The sequence below is a fragment of the Achromobacter sp. 01N37 genome, assembly GCF_056399725.1.
On sequence record NZ_JBFTRX010000001.1, the window covers coordinates 177,646 to 194,950 of the forward strand.

Below are 17,305 nucleotides of genomic sequence, written 5' to 3' on the forward strand. Positions count from 1 at the left end.
TTGAAACTCCCTTGTCATAAGCAGACAAAGGTAAGCTAAACTTCAGGCACTTCATCTAGCGAGGCTCATAACAGCTTTATGGATTACATCCTCTCCTTCATTGCCGGCGGTCTGACCCAAGCCACTTGGTGGCAGGTCGTCGTATTCACCTTGGTCGTGACGCACATCACGATTGTTGCGGTCACCGTCTTCCTCCATCGCAGCCAAGCGCACCGCGGTCTGGATTTGCATCCGGCTGTCATGCACTTCTTCCGTTTCTGGCTCTGGATGACGACCGGCATGGTCACCAAGGAATGGGTCGCCATTCACCGCAAGCACCACGCCAAGTGCGAAAAGGAAGGCGATCCTCACTCGCCCATGCTGTTCGGTATCTGGAAGGTGCTGTTCCGCGGCGCGGAACTGTATCGCGAAGAATCAAACAACAAGGAAACCATGGCCAAGTTCGGCCACGGTACGCCTGACGACTGGCTCGAACGCAACGTCTACAGCAAGCACAGCTTGTGGGGCGTGCTGTCCATGCTCGCCATCGACGTTGCCCTGTTCGGCGCGGTCGGTGTCACGGTGTGGGCGGTTCAGATGGCCTGGATTCCCTTCTGGGCGGCTGGCGTCGTGAACGGTATCGGCCACTATTGGGGCTACCGCAACTACAACAGCCCGGACACCAGCACCAACGTGTTCCCGTGGGGCATCGTGATTGGCGGCGAAGAGCTGCACAACAACCACCACGCCCACGGCACGTCGGCCAAGTTCTCGGCCAAGTGGTATGAGTTCGACATCGGCTGGTGCTACATCAACATCCTGAAGTTCTTTGGCCTGGCCAAGATCAAGAAGGTTGCTCCGAAGCTGAAGCTGGACGACACCCGCACCGGCATCGACCTGCGCACGCTGCAAGGCGTGATCACCCACCGCTACGAAGTCATGGCCCGCTATGCGGACGTGATCAAGAGCGCGGCTCGTGAAGAATTGAGCAAGCTGAAGGCCTCGCGCCAGGAAGGCAACGCGGATTGCGACTACACCAAGCTGCATCAAGTGCGCCGCGCCATCCACCGCAACGAGGACATCCTCCAGCCGGAACAGTTGGCTGCCGTGGATAGCGCCATTGCCCAGAACAAGTCGCTGTCGACCCTGGTGCAGATGCGCCGCGAACTCGGCCGCATCTGGGAAAGCTCCAGCGCCAGCAGCGAACAGCTTCTTCATGACCTGCAGGCCTGGTGCCAGCGCGCCCAGCAAAGCGGCATCGCCGGGCTCGAGCAATTTGCTCAACATCTGCGCCGCTACGCGGCATGATGCTAGAGAAGCTCAACCCTGAACAACGCGCCGCAGTAACGTTAGAACCGCAGCACGCCCTGGTCTTGGCCGGGGCGGGCAGCGGGAAGACCCGGGTACTTACCACCCGCATGGCCTGGCTGATTCAAACCGGCCAGGCTTCGCCTTTTGGGCTTCTCGCGGTCACGTTCACCAACAAGGCCGCCCGCGAAATGCTGGCGCGCATGTCGGCGATTCTTCCGATCGATACGCGCGGCCTGTGGATCGGCACGTTCCACGGCCTGTGCAATCGCATGCTGCGTGCGCACCATCGCGATGCCGGTCTGCCGCAAAGCTTCCAGATCCTGGACGTTACCGATCAGCTTGCCGCCATCAAACGCCTGATGAAGGCCAATGGCGTCGACGACGAAAAGTACCCGCCCCGCGATGTACAGCGTTTCATCAACGGCGCCAAGGAAGAGGGCCTTCGTCCGCAAGACGTCGAGGCCTATGACGCCCATCGCCGCCGCCTGATCGAGATCTATCAGCTCTACGAAGCCCAATGCCAACGCGAAGGCGTGGTGGATTTCGCCGAGCTGTTGTTGCGCGCCTACGAACTGCTGTCGCGCAATGCGCCCGTGCGCGAACATTACCAGCGCCGTTTCCGCCACATCCTGGTAGACGAGTTCCAGGACACCAACACGCTGCAATACAAGTGGCTGCGTCTGTTGGCCGGTGGCGGCGCGGCCATCTTCGCCGTGGGCGACGATGACCAGTCCATCTACGCCTTCCGTGGCGCGAACGTCGGCAACATGTCCGACTTCGAGCGCGACTACGCGCACGGCACCGTGATCCGTCTGGAACAGAACTACCGTTCCTTTGGCCACATCCTGGATTCCGCCAACGCGCTCATCGGCCACAACAGCGGCCGCCTAGGCAAGAACTTGTGGACGGACCAGGGCGAAGGCGAACCGGTGCGCGTCATCGAACAGCCGTCCGATGGCATGGAAGCCCAGTGGATCGTGGACGAAATCCGTTCGCTGATTCACGAAGGCAGCTTGCGCCGTGAGATCGCCGTGCTTTACCGCAGCAACGCGCAGTCCCGCGTGCTCGAACACGCCATTTTCTCGGCCGGCATTCCGTACAAGGTTTATGGCGGCCTACGCTTTTTTGAACGCCAGGAAATCAAGCACGCGCTGGCGTATCTGCGTCTGATGGCCAACCCCAACGACGATACGTCGTGGATGCGGGTCGTCAATTTCCCGACGCGCGGCATTGGCGCGCGTACGCTGGAGCAACTGGCCGACGCGGCCCGTGCGCATGACACCAGCCTGTACGCAGCGGTGGCGTTGGTGGGCGGCAAGGGCGGGTCCAACCTGGCCCAGTTCGCGCAACTGATCCATCGCCTGATCGACGAAACGCGCGACTTGCCGCTGCCGGAAATGGTCGAGCACATGCTCGAAGCCAGCGGTCTGAATGCCCATTACAAGGCTGAACGCGAAGGCGCCGAGCGGCTGGAAAACTTGAACGAACTGATCACGGCCGCCGCCGTGTTTGCGTCCGAAGAGAATTACGACGGTATGCCGGCCGGTGTGGTGCCTGAACAAGCTACCTCGTCGACCTTGATGCCGGGCGTGGTCGATGCGCCCATCGTGGCGTCTGACGGCCTGACGCCGCTGGCAGGGTTCCTGTCCCACGCGGCGCTGGAAGCGGGCGACAACCAGGCCCAGCAAGGCCAGGACGCCGTCCAGCTCATGACGGTACACGCCGCCAAGGGGCTGGAGTTCGACGCCGTATTCATTACCGGCCTGGAAGAGGGGCTGTTCCCGCACGAGAACAGCATTCTTGAGCAGTCCGGCCTGGAAGAAGAACGCCGCCTGATGTATGTGGCGATTACGCGCGCACGTCAACGCCTGTACATCAGCCTGGCCCAAAGCCGGATGCTGCATGGCCAGACGCGCTACGCCATGCGCTCGCGCTTCTTGGATGAGATTCCCGAAGAGCATCTGAAGTGGCTGTCGCCCAAGGCCGGCCTGGCGCCGGTCAGCAGCACGGGCGCAGGGTGGGGCGGCGGCAACCGTGGCGATGCCTTTGGCCGCAAGGCCACCAACACCATTGCGCCGCGTCAACCTCGCGGCATTGCCAGCGGTGTCACGGTGGGCGACAAGCAGTATCGTGTGGGTCAGGGCGTGCATCACGCGCGGTTTGGCGATGGCACGATTATTGGCTTGAGCGGCGCCGGTCAGGACGCCCAGGCAGAAATCCAGTTCCGCGATGTGGGCGCCAAGACCTTGGCGCTGGGTATCGCGAAGCTTGATATTGTTCAGGGTTAAACATGGCTAACAATGAGTCCCCGAAAGCCGAGCTGGCGTCACTGCGCGCTGAGGTCGACGAAATCGACCAGCAGATCATGCTGCTGCTGGGCGTGCGGTTCCGCTGCACGGACATGATCGGCGAATTGAAGACCAACCACGGCATGGATCTGGTGGACCCCGTCAGGGAATCCCAGCAGGTCGAGCGCATCCGCCGCTTGGCCGAAGAGGCGGGCGTGCCGCCTGCCTTGGCCGAAACCATCCTGCGTGAAGTGATCGACACCGTGGTCGATCATCACACCCGCCTGCGCGAGCGCCCGTACTCGTAACGGCAGGCCAGCGGCGTTTTCGGACTGGCTTCGCGCCAACTCCGGGACGCCGCTTTCCCCTTTCTCTACAAGACGTTCAAGAACGCCAACAAGGCGTCGATGTCATCCGCGCTGAGCGCCAGCGGCCGGATGTGCTCGGACTTGCGCGGCGCGTAAGCGTCAGGCGGCGCGGCTTGCGCCGGGTCCCGTCCCATGCCGGCGTTGTACATGCGCAGCAGACCCTTCAAATCTGTGAACAGGCCGTTGTGCATCCACGGCCCGGCTTGCGAGACATTGCGAAGGCTGGGGGTGCGGAATGTGCCAAGATCGGCAAGATCGCGCGTCACCTCAAACCGTCCCAGGTCCTGATTGCGCCGGCCGTAGAACGACAGCCCGAGGTTATGGAATTGATGGTCCGTCAGCAGCGGGCCGTTGTGGCAGTTCATGCATCGGGCTTGGGTACGGAACAGATGCAGGCCCAGCAGTTCGCGGTCGTTCAGGACGTTGTGATGGCCATTCAGAAACGCATCGAAGCGCGTGGCTTGTGGGCGGATCGTCGCGACGAACGCCGCCAGCGCACGGGCGAGCCGATCAGTGTCGACCGCAGCCGTATCGACCGCCACGCCATCAACCGTCACGCCATCAACCGCCACCCCATCGACCGCCGCACCATCAACCGCCACACCATCAACCGCCACACCATCAACCGCCTCGTCCTTCCTCACATCACCCGGCCCGAATGCCTTGAGAAACTGTGCGGGATACGGCGGCAAATTCCGAAGACGGGCGATCGCGTCCGTCAGATCGTGGTTCATCTCTCGGCTGTCCTGCACGGGTCCCAGCACCTGTGCTTTCAGCGATTCTGCGCGGCCATCCCAGAACAGGCGCGGTGCAAAGGGGGCAGCTATTAGGGGTGTTGAACGCCGCCGCCCCATCAGGCGGTCTTCACCAACGGCAAGCGGACGCCCGTCCGTGAAGGCGCGTTGCGGTTGATGACAGGACGCGCATGACACCTGACCCTTGCGAGACAGGTGCGCGTCGAAGAACAACATTTGCCCCAAGGCCACGACGTCGGGCTTCTGAATGTCTTCTGCCAGCTGCGTTCGGCCGGCATTGGCCGCCAGCCATGTCGATGGCGGCGCGCTGGGCGGCGGCACGGTGGTCCATTCGGTCCACGCGATGCCGGCATCAATGTTCGGCGCAGGCCAGTGGCTGGCCGGGCCGGCATATTGCGTGCGCAAGCAGGCAATGTTCCATGGCCCGCCATCGAAGCCAGCGCCGGACGAGTCCGCTGGCTCCGCCCGCACAGCCAGCCCCCCACCCATGGCGACAACAAACGCCGCGCCCAAGAGACCACGTCGAATAGGAGTGCGGCGCATCAGAAGCGGTAACTCGCTTGGACCCAGATCTCGCGGCCGACCTGATAAGTGCTTCGGTTGGTCGACAGATTCGGGTTCGTGGCGGTAATTGCAGGCGTCTTGTTCAAGACGTTCAGAACATCCACCGTGAAGGCAACGTTGCGCGCAAACGTGGGTTCCCAAATCAGCCGCGTGTCCCACGTCCAGTACGACGCCAGACGGGCGCTGCGGTAGCTTTGCAGCGATTCCGGGCGCGGGCCATAGCCCACATATACCGACGACATGCGCGAGCTGCGCCACTGGATGCTGTTATCCCAGGTCAGGCCGGCCTTGGGCCAGATGCCTGTCAGGCTTACGGACGCTTTCTGGGGTTGGTAGAACGACGTCGGCGGGCGGTTGATGGCGCGCATGCGTTCGCCGTCATAAAGAATGTACTCGTCCGGGTCACGCGCGCCGCCCTCATAGCCTTCGACCAGATCTGCGTTGACCTTGCGCTTCTGATAGCTCCAGTCGGCGCGCGCCGTCCAGCGCGTGTCCATCAGCCGCCACGGTTCCAGCGTGCGCAGCGTGAGGCTGATGGTGTCGGTGGTGGACTTGCCATCATTCAGATAGCGATAGCCCTGTACGCTGTCGCCCGACTTGCTCACCTGGTCGCGGCCGTTGCGGTGCACGTAGGCGGCAACGCCTTCCATGCTGCCCATGCGCTGCCTGACCGACAGCGCCCACTCGTCGTCATACGGCGTGCGCAAACCCTCGTACGACACGTAGTACGGCTTGGAGCCGTCGGCCACCGGGTTGCCATAGCGATCCAACACTTGGCGCCGCAGCGTGTTGATGCGTTCTTCCAGCGCAATGTTCAGCACGTCGGACCCGTAGTAGCGGGCCCAGCCGCCGCTGACCACCGTATTGCCGTCGCCGAACGCGTCCCAGTCCAACCGTGTGCGTGGCGACACATTGGTGTTGTTCAGGAAGGTTTCTCGGTCGGCGCGCAGGGCGCCGGTGAGGGCTACGCGGCCCAACTCCACGCGGTCTGACAGGTAGACGGACGCCGTGTTGTACTTCGTCGCAACCGTGCCCTGAATGTTGTGCACCTTGCTTGCCTGACGTTCGGTGCCGTTGGGCAGGTGCGTGGCAATGTACGAATACGAATCGCTGAAGCGCTCGAAATTCACCGCAACGCGCTGCACGTCTATGCCCGCATAGGGCGTATGGGTGAAGGGGCCGGTGCGCATCGGGTCCAGGTCAATCCGGCCTTTCAATGTCCAGGTGTCCTGTTCCTTCTGTTCTTTGCCGTAGCCCCCCGTGGTGAATAGGGGAATGGACGGGAATTTGTGCGTGACAAGCTCGGTGGCGTCGGATGACCGGTTGCTAAGTGCATTGTCCCAACCCGCCTGCACGGATGCGCGGCCGCCCTGGAAGGCGTGGTCCAGGTTCCAGCCGATGCCGCGCGCTGCGTGCGTGTTATCCCATTGCGTGTTCCGGAACGTGTCGCTCGCCAGCGTTTCGCGGCGGTCGCTGTACTTCAGGGTCAGGTCGGAAATGGTATTGGCCGTGGCGCGCACCGTGAACTTGCCCAGGAAGTTGTCGATGCGGTCGGTGTAGTTATCTTCGCCTTGCGTGGGCTGGTCGGCATCTACCCCCATGTTCCACCGCCTGATGCTGGATTCGCGCCGCGACATGCTCAGCACCGCGCCGGTTTTGTCATTGATGGCGATGTCGCCAATGGCGGTATAGAAGCGCTTCTTCCATTCCGGCGAAAAGCCCGGCTTGCCCTGGCCCCATCCATTCTCATCGCCTTCGGCAATCTTCTGCTGGGTCATTTTCGACGTGTTCCAGCGATAGTCCAGTTGCAGATGGTTTTCACCCGTTGGCCGGCGCAGGCGGGCATCCACCACGCCGCCGGTGAAGCGGCCATATTCCACGGGCACAAAGCTGTCCATCACGCGCACTTCGCCCAGCAGGTTCGTGTCCACGAAGTACGACTGCGAATTGCTAGGGATGTTGCCGATCTGCAAGTTCAGGTTTTTGCTGGCGGGATCAACGCGGTTGGTCGCATCCATGCCGTCGATCTGGAACAGGTTCTGATACGGGCTGGAGCCGTGGAAGGAGATATCTTCCACATTCATCGAGCCACGGTTCGTTGAACCATTGGCCGTTGCGTTCGTTCGCACGGCGGGGTGGGTGGCCACCAGCGATGTCAGGTCCTGGTTGGCGGTCGGCGTGGTGGCGATCTCTTCCTGCGTGTAGACGCGTTCGTCGCTGTGCTCGCCATAGACCTTCACCGCGTCCAGCCGCAGCGCCGAAAACTGGTTGGTCTTGTCGACGTAGATGATGTAGCGGCCCGGGCCATCACTGCGCAGGGCGAGACCCGAGCCGCGCAGCAACTGGTCCAGCGCGTCCAGTGGCGACAAGGTGCCATGCAATGCGGGCGCCGATTTGCCTGCAACGGCCGCCGGCACGAACGACACTTCCAGGTTGGCCTGCTGCCCCAGCGCAAGCAGGGCGGAACCCAGCGCCTGAGCGGGAATGTCGAACGTGACAGGCGTGGCGCGCGTTTGGGCCAGCGCCGGGTTCGCCAGTGTCAGCACCAGGCTCAAGGTGGCCAGGGCGGCTGCGCCAGCGGGCAGGCGGCGGAGGGAAGGGCGGGAAGACATGCGTAAGTCCTAAGCAGTAATGTCAGCCGTAGGACGTCGGCACTGCCCAAACCCCTCATCAAATTCGTGATGAATAATTTATATCGATTCTCATTTACCAATTGAGAACCGCACGGCGCGCGCTAACGCAAGATCAGCAAACCAGGCAGATCCGTCACCTGCACCGGCGTCTGGGCCAACAACAGCTCAAGCGCGCGGCGGGTGTCCGCCACATTGGCCGTGCCTGATACGCGTTGCGCCCGGGCTGCATCGCCCATCACCACGATGTGCTTGCCGCTGTAACGCGCCAGCGCCTGTACGGCGGCCGGCAAGGGCACATCGTCAAAGCTCAACAGGCCACGCGTCCAGCCGGGCGCTGCGGTGCCGGCTTCAGCGCGGTGCTTCACGCCCGCCTTGGACACCTCGACGGCTTCGCCCGCTGACAACGTCACGCCCTGATCGTCGGCGCAAGGCAGGCAGCGCACCGCGACCTGATGCGATTGCACGGCGACCCGGGTTTCATCGTCTTGCACGGCAACGGTGAACCGCGTGCCAAGCGCCGTGGCGGAAGCGTCGCGGGTAAGGACGGAGAACGGCGCCATGCCGTCTTGGCGGGGCGTCGGTTCGAAATGCGCGCGGCCCGCCAGCAACCGGACTTGCCGCCGGCCATGGGCGTAGTCCACCGCCAGCGCGCTGTGCGCGTCCAGCACCACGGTTGAACCGTCGGGCAGGGTGACCGGCAAGACGCTGTAGCCGGCCAGATAATCAGCTTGCTGCGCCGGGTTGGTTGACCCGAACCAGCCCGCAAACGCAGCCGTCAGCAACGCCAGCATGGCAGTTGCGCGCAGCTTGCGGGCGGGGCGCTTGGCGAGCTTGCCGCGGTCAATTTCACCCATGCGCCGCCACAGCCGAGACAAGCGGTCATACGCCGCTGCGTGTTGGGCATCCGCTCGATACCAGGCTTCAAACGCCGCATGCTCCGCATCGTCCAGGCGCTGGCCGCTATGCCGGATAACCCAGCGTGACGCTTCTTCAACCGGGTTGGCGGGGCGCGTGCGGGACGTGGCCATCAGTGGGCCAACGCCACATCGCAGGCCAGCAGGATGCGCATCATGTGCTTTTCGACGGCGCTGATTGATATGCCAAAACGTTCGGCAATCGCGCGATACGTCAGCCCTTCATGGCGATGCAGCACGAAGACGTCCAGGCTGCGCCGGGGCTGGGCGAGCAGGGCCGTTTCCAGGCGGCGCAAGATCTGATTGGCCGAGGCGATGTCGAAGGTGTCGGCCGCAAAGGCCACGGGCTGGGCGGCGGCGTAGTCAGCGGTGGCCGACATTTCTCGTGTGCGGCGGCGGTGCCAGTCAGTGGCAATGTTCGCGGCCACCCGAAATACGTACGCGCGGTCATTGTCCGGGCGGGTGCGGTCGTTGAATTCCGCCAGTTTGATCCAGGTGTCTTGCGCGCAGTCTTGGGCCACATCGCGCGAACCCGTGCGCATCGAGAGAAAGCCCAGCAGTTCGCGGTAATGGCGGAGAAATACGTCCGTAAGCGTCGACATGTCGCTGGCGTCCGGCGCCAGATGGAGTCAAATTCGCGACGAAGTATAAATGATAATGGTTATTATTAATAGATAGAAAACATCAGCGATGGATGGCGGGCAAACCCGCCCGTCCATCGCCGTGCTTCAGGCTTCGCTCTGGTCGATCTCTTCCAGAGAACCCTGGATTTCAAGCCATTGCTCTTCGAGCTCGTCCATGCGTTTGCCGTGTTCGCCATGCTCGGCCATGACCTTTTGGCGTTCCGCGCGGCGTGCATCGGAATACAAGTCCGCGTCGGCAATGATGGCGTCCAGCGCGTGCAGTTTGGCGCGCAGTTTTTCCATCTCGGTCTCGACCTTGGCCAGCTTCGATTCCAGCGGCTTGCGCAGGGCGGACAGGCGTTGGCGCTGTTCGGCTTCGGCCCGGCGTTGGGCCTTGCGGTCCACGACCGGTTCGCCGCTTTCTGCGCTTTCGCGAGCGGCTTCTGCGCGTTCGCCGGCGTTGCGGGCGGCCAGCCAGTCTCGATAGTCTTCGAGGTCGCCGTCGAATTCGCGCACGGCGCCATCCGCGACAATCCAGAAACTGTCCACGGTTGTGCGTAGCAGGTGCCGGTCGTGCGAGACCAGCAGCATGCTGCCGCCAAAGTCGGCCAACGCGGCGGCCAGGGCCTCGCGGGTTTCGACGTCCAAGTGGTTGCTGGGTTCGTCCAGCAGCAGCAGGTTGGGCTTTTGCCAGACGATCAGCGACAGCGCCAGACGTGCCTTTTCGCCGCCCGACATCGGGCCGACTTTGCTGGTGACGGTGTCGCCTGAAAAGCCGAAACCGCCCAGGTAATTGCGCAGCTCTTGCTCGCGCGTTTCGGGCGCCAGCCGCGCCAGGTGGGCAATCGGCGTGCTGTCCACGTCCAGCATGTCCAGCTGGTGCTGATGGAAGTAGCCGATGGCCAGTCCGCGCGAGGCGCGGCGTTCGCCCGCCTGCACAGGAATTTCTTCCGCCAGCGTCTTGATCAGCGTGCTCTTGCCAGCGCCGTTCGCGCCCAGCACACCCACGCGGCTGCCCGCGCGGACCATCAAGGTCACGTCGCGCAGGATGGGAATCGCATTGCCCGCCGCATCCGTATAACCGGCCGACAGATGCTCAAGCGTGAGCAGCGGGTCAGGCACCTGATCGGGCGAGGGGATGCGGATATCAATGCCGGCTTCGGCGTGCAGTGGCGCCAGCACCTGCATGCGCGCCAGCGCCTTCACGCGGCTTTGCGCCTGCTTGGCTTTCGAGGCCTTGGCCTTGAAGCGGTCGATGAACCCTTGCAGGCGCGCGGATTCGCGGGTCTGGCGTTCGTAGGCGATATTGGTCTGGCGCAGGCGCTCGGCGCGTTGCGTCAGGAAGTCGCCATAGCCGCCGCGATAGCGCACCAGCTTGGCGTGGTCGAAATGCAGGATGGACTTGGCCACCGCGTCCAGAAACTCGGTGTCGTGGGAGATCAGCATGACGGTGCCTGGATAGGCGCCCAGCCATTTCTCCAGCCACAGCATTGCGTCCAGATCCAAGTGGTTGGTGGGTTCGTCCAGCAGCAGCAATTCCGACGGCGCCATCAGCGCGCTGGCCAACGCCAGACGCATGCGCCAGCCGCCCGAGAAGCTCTCAACGGGCAGCATCCATTCGCTGGGCTTGAAGCCCAGGCCGGCCAGCAGTTGCTCGGCGCGCGAGGCCGCGCTCCAGGCGCCGGCTTCGATCAGCGCGGCTTCCACTTCGGCAATCTGCGTGCCTTGGTCGTCCGTCAATTCGGCGCGGCGCGCCTGCAATTCGCGCAGGTGCGTGTCGCCGTCGATGACGAATTCGCGGGCAGGGCGGTTGTCGGCGTCGAGCTCTTGTTTGACGCTGGCAATGCGCCAGCCAGCCGGCAGGTTCACATTGCCGGCGTCCAGGTCCAGCGCGCCCGTCAACAGCGCGAACAGCGATGACTTGCCCGCGCCGTTCTTGCCGACGATGCCTACGCGCTCGCCCGGGTGCACGACGAATTCAGCGCCGTCCAACAACACTTTCGTGCCGCGGCGCAGGGTCAATCCAGTAGCGCGTATCACAGGGTGAGTTGCTCTCGGGTCAGCAGCAGAAGCTGGTCGGACGCTTCTTCCGTATCCAGCCAGACGGGCGACAGCTGCGGGAAGGCGGCTTCGAAGAAGTCGCGCTCGTGGCCGATCTCCAGCACGATCACGCCGTCGGGCGTCAGGTACTGAGGAGCCGCCGCCAGAATGCGCCGCACGAGGTCCATGCCGTCTTCGCCGCCGGCCAGCGCCAGATGCGGTTCGTGGCGGTATTCCTGCGGCAGCACGTCCATGGAACCACTGTTCACATAGGGCGGATTGCAGATGATGACGTCGTACTGGCACGCGGGCAGGCTGTCGAACAGATTGCTTTCGTGCAGGTCCAGACGGTCTTGCAGGCCGTAGTCGTCCACGTTGCGGCGGGCGACTTCCAGCGCGTCAGCCGACACGTCCACCGCGTCAACATGCGCGTAGGGGAAGGCCATGGCCGACAGGATGGCCAGGCAGCCCGAACCGGTACACATGTCCAGCACGTTTTCCACGGCCGTTGCGTCCTGCACCCAGGGCGACAGCCCTTGGTCCAGCAGTTCGGCGATGGGCGAGCGCGGCACGATGACGCGCTTGTCCACGTAAAAGCGGTGACCGCGCAGCCAGGCCTCGTTGGTGAGGTAGGCGGCCGGCACGCGTTCGGTGACGCGGCGTTCCAGCAGATCCAGCACGCGGTCGCGCTCTTCACGGACGACGCGGGCGTCCAGGAACGGTTCCAGCGTGTCCAGCGGCAGGTGCAGGGCGTGCAGCGTCAGGTAGACCGCCTCGTCCCAGGCGTTGTCGCTGCCGTGTCCCAGCGCCACCTGGGCGCCATTCAGGCGCGACACCCCGTAGCGGATGAGGTCGCGCAGGGTGTGCAGTTCTTGGCGGGCGGATTGATACATAACAGGCCTTTTGTTCCCGGTTCAGCATGCCGGGCCGGGAAAAAACACCCCCCTCTGAAAGGGGGGCAGAGCGTCCGCGTAGCGGCGTTTTACTTGGGCAGCAGCAGGTTTTCCAGCGTGCGCCGATAGATGTTCTTCAGGGGTTCCAACGAGGCCACTTCAACGCGTTCGTTGACCTTGTGGATCGTGGCGTTGCCCGGACCGAACTCAATCACTTGCGGACAGATCTTGGCGATGAAGCGGCCATCAGACGTGCCACCGGTGGTGGACAGTTCGGCGGTCACGCCCGTTTCGGCGTGAATCGCCTGCACCAGCGCGTCCGTCAACGAACCGCGCGGGGTCAGGAACGGCTCGCCGCCCAAGTCCCAGTCCAGGTCGTATTCCAGGCCGTGCTTGTCCAGCACCGCATGCACGCGGGCCTTCAGGCTTTCAGGCGTGCTGGCCGTCGAGAAACGGAAGTTGAACAGCGCAACCGCTTCGCCAGGCACCACGTTCGTGGCGCCGGTGCCCGAGTTCAGGTTCGACACCTGGAACGTCGTGGGCGGGAAGTACTCGTTGCCCTGGTCCCATTCAATGCTGACGATCTCGGCCAGCGCCGGCGACAACTGGTGCACCGGGTTGCGCGCCAGATGCGGGTAGGCCACGTGGCCCTGGATGCCCTTGACCGTCAACTTGCCCGACAACGAGCCGCGGCGGCCATTCTTGCAGGTGTCACCCAGCACGTCGCCCGAGGTCGGCTCGCCGACGATGCAGTAGTCCAGCTGTTCGCCGCGTGCTTTCAGCGCGTCGCAGACGATGGCGGTGCCGTCGATGGACGGGCCTTCTTCGTCGGACGTGATCAGCAGCGCGATCGAACCGTCATGTTGCGGGTGGGCCGCCACGAACTCCTCGGCCGCCACCACGAAGGCGGCGATCGAGCTTTTCATGTCGGCCGCCCCGCGGCCGTACAGCCAGCCGTCGCGTTCAGTGGGCACGAACGGATCGCTATCCCACTTTTCGCGCGGACCCGGAGGCACCACGTCGGTGTGACCGGCGAACACGGTCAGCGGCGCGGCGCTTCCGCGCCGGGCCCACAGATTGGTGACGCCGCCCTGTGCGATGGTCTCGCACGTGAAGCCGATGCGCTCGAGCCGGGCGGCAAGCGCCGCCTGGCAGTCTTCATCCGCCGGCGTGACCGACGGGCGGGCGATCAGGTCCTTGACCAGATCCAGTACGGCTGACGTGCTCATTTACGCCCTCAGCAAATCATTGATGCTGGTCTTGGCGCGCGTTTGCGCGTCAACACGCTTGACGATGACGGCGCAAGCCAGGCTGTGCGAGCCATCGGCCGACGGCAGCGAACCCGGAACAACGACCGAACCCGAGGGCACGCGGCCATAGGTGATCTTGCCGGTGGCGCGATCAAAAATCTTGGTGCTTTGCGACAGGAACACGCCCATGGCCAGCACCGAGTTTTCTTCCACGACCACGCCTTCCACGACTTCCGAACGGGCGCCGATGAAGCAGTTGTCTTCGATGATGGTGGGGTTGGCTTGCAGGGGTTCCAGCACGCCGCCGATGCCCACGCCGCCCGACAGGTGGACGTTCTTGCCGATCTGGGCGCACGAACCGACGGTGGCCCAGGTGTCGACCATCGTGCCTTCATCGACGTAGGCGCCGATGTTCACGTAGGAGGGCATCAGGATGACGTTGCGGCCGATGAAGGCGCCGCGGCGGGCGACGGCCGGCGGAACCACGCGGTAGCCGCCTTGCTTGAAGGCGTTGTCGCCGTATTCCGAGAACTTGAGCGGCACCTTGTCGTAGAACTGCAGCGGGGCCTGGCCCATGATGGCGTTGTCGTTCAGGCGGAACGACAGCAGCACGGCCTTCTTGATCCACTGGTGCACAACCCAGTCGTCGTTGATTTTCTCGGCCACGCGCAAGCGGCCCAGATCCAGGCCGTCGATGGTGTGTTCCACCGCTTCGCGCACTTCGGCGCTGACGTCGACGGGCGACAGGTTGGCCCGGTCGTCCCAGGCTTTTTCGATGGTGGTCTGCAGGTCGAGAGTCATATCGGCTCAGCTTTTAAAGGTTGATCAAACAGAAGTATGTACAAAATGGGCGATGCGTTCGGCTGCCTGTACGCAGTCAGCCAAAGGCGCCACCAACGCAATGCGGATGCGGCCGTGGCCGGGGTTCACGCCATGCGCTTCCCGCGCCAGGAAGCTGCCCGGCAGAACGGTAACACCGGTGCGGCCATAAAGGTCGCGCACAAACGCCGTATCCGAGCCCGGCGTGGCCGCCCATAGGTAAAAAGACGCTTTCGGGCGTGACACATCCAGCACTTTTTCCAGGATGGGCACGACCGCGTCGAACTTTTCACGGTACAGGCGGCGGTTGTCTTTTACGTGCGCCTCGTCCGTCCAGGCGGCGATGCTGGCCGCGGACACCAGCGGGCTCATCGCACTGCCATGATACGTGCGGTACAGCAGGAAGCGCCCAATCAGCGCAGCGTCGCCCGCCACGAAACCCGAGCGCAGGCCCGGCACGTTGGACCGCTTGGACAGGCTGGAGAACGCCACCAGATTGCGGTAGTCGTCCCGGCCCAAGCGGCGCGCGGCTTGCAGGCTGCCCAGCGGCGCATCGCCTTCGTCCAGGTAGATTTCGGAATAGCACTCGTCTGACGCAATCACGAAGCCGTAGCGGTCAGACAGCTTGAAGAGCGTTTCCCATTCGTCCAGCGACATCACGTTGCCCGCCGGGTTGCCCGGCGAGCACACGAACACCAGGCGCGTCTTCTTCCAAACGTCGTCCGGCACCTGATTCCAGTCGCTGGAAAAATTGCGCAGCGGGTCGGCGTTGACGAAGTAGGGCGTGGCGCCCGCCAACAGCGTGGCGCCTTCGTAGATTTGATAGAACGGGTTGGGGCAGATCACCACCGACCCGGCCGACGGGTCAATCACCGTCTGCGTAAAAGCGAACAGGGCTTCACGCGAGCCCAGCGCGGGCAGCACCTGCGTGTCGGCGTCGGGGGCGGGGATGCTGTAGCGGCGCGCCAGCCAGCCGGCAATCGCCTGCCGCAACGCGGGGTCGCCCTTGGTCGACGGGTACACCGACAGCCCGCCCATATGGTCGCGTATCGCTTGCGCAATACGCTCCGGCGCGGCGTGTTTAGGCTCGCCAATCGACAAGTTGATGGGCGTCAGACCGTTCTGTTGCGCGGCGGCGGAAGCCAGCAACGCACGCAATTTTTCGAACGGATAGGGGTGTAAAGCATCGAGGCGCGGATTCATGACGCAAGATTTTAACAAGCAAGCTACAATAGCGGGCTTGACCTTTAGCGAAGGTGGCGAAATTGGTAGACGCACCAGGTTTAGGTCCTGACGCCGTAACAGGTGTAGGGGTTCGAGTCCCCTCCTTCGCACCACTTTTTCCCAATGAGATCAACGGCTTAGGTTTTTAGCTCCGTTGATCTGGAATCTGGGAAGTGTTTTGGGGCCGTTCTGGCTCCAGCATGTCACCGTAGCACTTGTCCTTGATGCCCGCTTTTCCCGCCACAGGCCCACGGCCTTGCCTTAGGCACCGGGATCAGCGGTCGGCATCCATTTCCCGTAGTCGCCGATGATCATGGCCCCGTTCTTTGGGCCCATTTGTTGCGCATCCGAAGGATGCGGGCATGCTGACGCCTTTGCGTAAAGATACTCGGCGGCATCCATCTCGCGGCCGCCCGAGAGGCGAGGGCACATGTATCATTTGGAAACGGTTATATCTTTACTGCCCCCAAGCGCCCATAGTCTGCCCGGGAATATTTTTTCCCTGAACATCTAGGACTTACATTGAAGATTGAAACAGGTATCGTGAAGTGGTTTAACAATGACAAGGGCTACGGCTTCATCTCGCCGGAACTTGGTGGTAAAGACCTCTTTGCGCATTACTCGGAAATTCAGGGTGACGGGCACAAATCTCTAGAAGAGAATCAGCGCGTTTCATTCGTTGCCGGCCAAGGACAAAAAGGTCCTCAGGCGACAATGATCAAATCGATTTAAGCACTGAGCTGCTTGCTGTAAAGCAGGCAGCTTGGTAGCTCGTGTGGGGCCGAATCCTTTGAAACATTGGATTCGGCCCTTTCGTTTTGGGCGGCAGTATCGCTACCTCGCAGCATCCCCGTCCGGTAACATCCGGGCTCGATCAACCGTTTGTGGGGTGTCAGGATGCTGCGCGATCTGGGCTGGTCGTTCTCTAGTGTCTGCGCGCTGATCTGCGGCGCTGCGACCGCCTTCCTGCACTGGTGGGTGGTGATGCACCTGGGCCTTTGGCCGTACATCATCTTTGAATTGATTCCCGGGTTGCCCGGGCTGGCCTTCGGCTTTTATGCCATCCACCAATCGAATAGCAAAATTGCCTGGCTCGGCCTGTTGCTATCGCTATCGCCGCTTGTGACCTGGTTGAGCATCTGACGCTGGGCGTATGCGCTTCAGATTGATTCGAACGTGGTCCAGAGGCCTTCGGCTTTCGGGGTGTGCACAACGCCCCAATCACACACGCCGTATAGGCCTCTGGAAGCCTTCACTCAGTTCTTGACCTTGATGCGGTCGCGGCGCTTCTCGGTTTTGGGCTCGACGTCACGGCCCAGTTCCACGTCCATCAAAATTGCCGCATGGACTTTTGCGCGGCTGGCTTCGATGCGATGCGCGCATGCCCAGCCCCGGTCGGCGGCCACCGACAACTTCTTATCCAGCTCGTGATGGCGGCGACGCTTATTTTCCGTCGACATATTGCTGAGTTCTTGATCGGTGATTAAACGCATGGGTTTCTCCTTGGTGAAACGCGAGGGTTGCGAGACTGAAACGGGCGAGCGCCCGCATGGCGCGCGTGAGTATCACGTCGGGCCACGATGTGTTTTTTTTGTTATTCAGTGATTGGGCTGGCTTCGAATATCGAGGCCTGCGCAGGGAAGG

General features: G+C 62.8%; 15 protein-coding genes and 1 tRNA gene. 6 read left to right on the forward strand and 10 right to left on the reverse strand.

The window, feature by feature from the left end; translation table 11 throughout:
- The first annotated feature begins 78 nt into the window (after positions 1 to 78).
- Genes AC1DSJ_RS00785 through AC1DSJ_RS00795 form a run of 3 tightly spaced genes read left to right on the forward strand, consistent with a single transcriptional unit; the run spans position 79 to position 3,886 of the window.
- On the forward strand, positions 79 to 1,287 hold the full coding sequence (locus tag AC1DSJ_RS00785; protein WP_054425049.1) for a DesA family fatty acid desaturase: 1,209 nt from the start codon (positions 79 to 81) through the stop codon (positions 1,285 to 1,287).
- The gene (locus AC1DSJ_RS00790; protein WP_054425050.1) at positions 1,284 to 3,578 is read left to right on the forward strand and encodes a UvrD-helicase domain-containing protein; all 2,295 of its coding nucleotides are present in this window, start codon (positions 1,284 to 1,286) and stop codon (positions 3,576 to 3,578) included. Before AC1DSJ_RS00785 ends, AC1DSJ_RS00790 begins: the two co-directional genes overlap by 4 nt.
- A gap of 2 nt (positions 3,579 to 3,580) precedes the next feature.
- Positions 3,581 to 3,886 carry a chorismate mutase gene (locus AC1DSJ_RS00795; protein ID WP_054425052.1) on the forward strand — a complete coding sequence of 102 codons (306 nt, stop codon included), beginning with the start codon at positions 3,581 to 3,583 and terminating at the stop codon, positions 3,884 to 3,886.
- Between the two features lie 65 nt (positions 3,887 to 3,951).
- Here AC1DSJ_RS00795 and AC1DSJ_RS00800 read toward each other — a convergent pair whose 3' ends face one another.
- The 9 genes from AC1DSJ_RS00800 to dapC form a co-directional block, all read right to left on the reverse strand.
- Entirely contained in the window at positions 3,952 to 5,106 is a 1,155-nt protein-coding gene (locus tag AC1DSJ_RS00800) for a cytochrome-c peroxidase (RefSeq protein WP_441370783.1), read from the reverse strand.
- A 137-nt stretch (positions 5,107 to 5,243) separates the two neighbouring features.
- The gene (locus AC1DSJ_RS00805; protein WP_441370784.1) at positions 5,244 to 7,877 is read right to left on the reverse strand and encodes a TonB-dependent receptor plug domain-containing protein; all 2,634 of its coding nucleotides are present in this window, start codon (positions 7,875 to 7,877) and stop codon (positions 5,244 to 5,246) included.
- A gap of 122 nt (positions 7,878 to 7,999) precedes the next feature.
- Positions 8,000 to 8,926 carry a FecR family protein gene (locus AC1DSJ_RS00810; protein WP_441370785.1) on the reverse strand — a complete coding sequence of 309 codons (927 nt, stop codon included), beginning with the start codon at positions 8,924 to 8,926 and terminating at the stop codon, positions 8,000 to 8,002.
- Positions 8,926 to 9,414 (reverse strand): RNA polymerase sigma factor, encoded by a 489-nt coding sequence (locus AC1DSJ_RS00815; protein WP_175169347.1) that lies wholly within the window; start codon positions 9,412 to 9,414, stop codon positions 8,926 to 8,928. Before AC1DSJ_RS00815 ends, AC1DSJ_RS00810 begins: the two co-directional genes overlap by 1 nt.
- A 126-nt stretch (positions 9,415 to 9,540) precedes the next feature.
- Positions 9,541 to 11,475, reverse strand: coding sequence for an ABC-F family ATP-binding cassette domain-containing protein (locus AC1DSJ_RS00820; protein ID WP_441370786.1), 1,935 nt, complete (start codon positions 11,473 to 11,475; stop codon positions 9,541 to 9,543).
- Positions 11,472 to 12,368 (reverse strand): 50S ribosomal protein L3 N(5)-glutamine methyltransferase, encoded by an 897-nt coding sequence (gene prmB, locus AC1DSJ_RS00825; RefSeq protein WP_054425063.1) that lies wholly within the window; start codon positions 12,366 to 12,368, stop codon positions 11,472 to 11,474. The genes AC1DSJ_RS00820 and prmB overlap by 4 nt, the downstream gene beginning before the upstream one ends.
- An 89-nt stretch (positions 12,369 to 12,457) precedes the next feature.
- On the reverse strand, positions 12,458 to 13,597 hold the full coding sequence (gene dapE / locus AC1DSJ_RS00830) for a succinyl-diaminopimelate desuccinylase (RefSeq protein WP_441370787.1): 1,140 nt from the start codon (positions 13,595 to 13,597) through the stop codon (positions 12,458 to 12,460).
- Positions 13,598 to 14,419, reverse strand: coding sequence for a 2,3,4,5-tetrahydropyridine-2,6-dicarboxylate N-succinyltransferase (dapD, locus tag AC1DSJ_RS00835; protein WP_054425067.1), 822 nt, complete (start codon positions 14,417 to 14,419; stop codon positions 13,598 to 13,600).
- Between the two features lie 24 nt (positions 14,420 to 14,443).
- Complete coding sequence (gene dapC, locus AC1DSJ_RS00840; protein WP_054425069.1) at positions 14,444 to 15,640, reverse strand: succinyldiaminopimelate transaminase; 1,197 nt, start codon at positions 15,638 to 15,640, stop codon at positions 14,444 to 14,446.
- Positions 15,641 to 15,687: 47 nt separating this feature from the next.
- Between dapC and AC1DSJ_RS00845 the strand changes: the two genes are divergently transcribed.
- The 3 genes from AC1DSJ_RS00845 (at position 15,688) to AC1DSJ_RS00855 (ending at position 16,804) form a co-directional block, all read left to right on the forward strand.
- Positions 15,688 to 15,774, forward strand: a tRNA-Leu gene (locus tag AC1DSJ_RS00845).
- A gap of 415 nt (positions 15,775 to 16,189) precedes the next feature.
- Positions 16,190 to 16,393 (forward strand): cold-shock protein, encoded by a 204-nt coding sequence (locus tag AC1DSJ_RS00850; RefSeq protein ID WP_175169550.1) that lies wholly within the window; start codon positions 16,190 to 16,192, stop codon positions 16,391 to 16,393.
- 165 nt (positions 16,394 to 16,558) lie between these two features.
- Positions 16,559 to 16,804: a hypothetical protein gene (locus AC1DSJ_RS00855; RefSeq protein WP_054425071.1), complete on the forward strand. Its 246-nt coding sequence runs from the start codon at positions 16,559 to 16,561 to the stop codon at positions 16,802 to 16,804.
- Positions 16,805 to 16,917: 113 nt separating this feature from the next.
- On the opposite strand, the gene AC1DSJ_RS00860 is transcribed toward AC1DSJ_RS00855, so the two are convergent.
- Positions 16,918 to 17,154, reverse strand: coding sequence for a hypothetical protein (locus tag AC1DSJ_RS00860; RefSeq protein WP_054425073.1), 237 nt, complete (start codon positions 17,152 to 17,154; stop codon positions 16,918 to 16,920).
- Between the last annotated feature and the right edge of the window lie 151 nt (positions 17,155 to 17,305).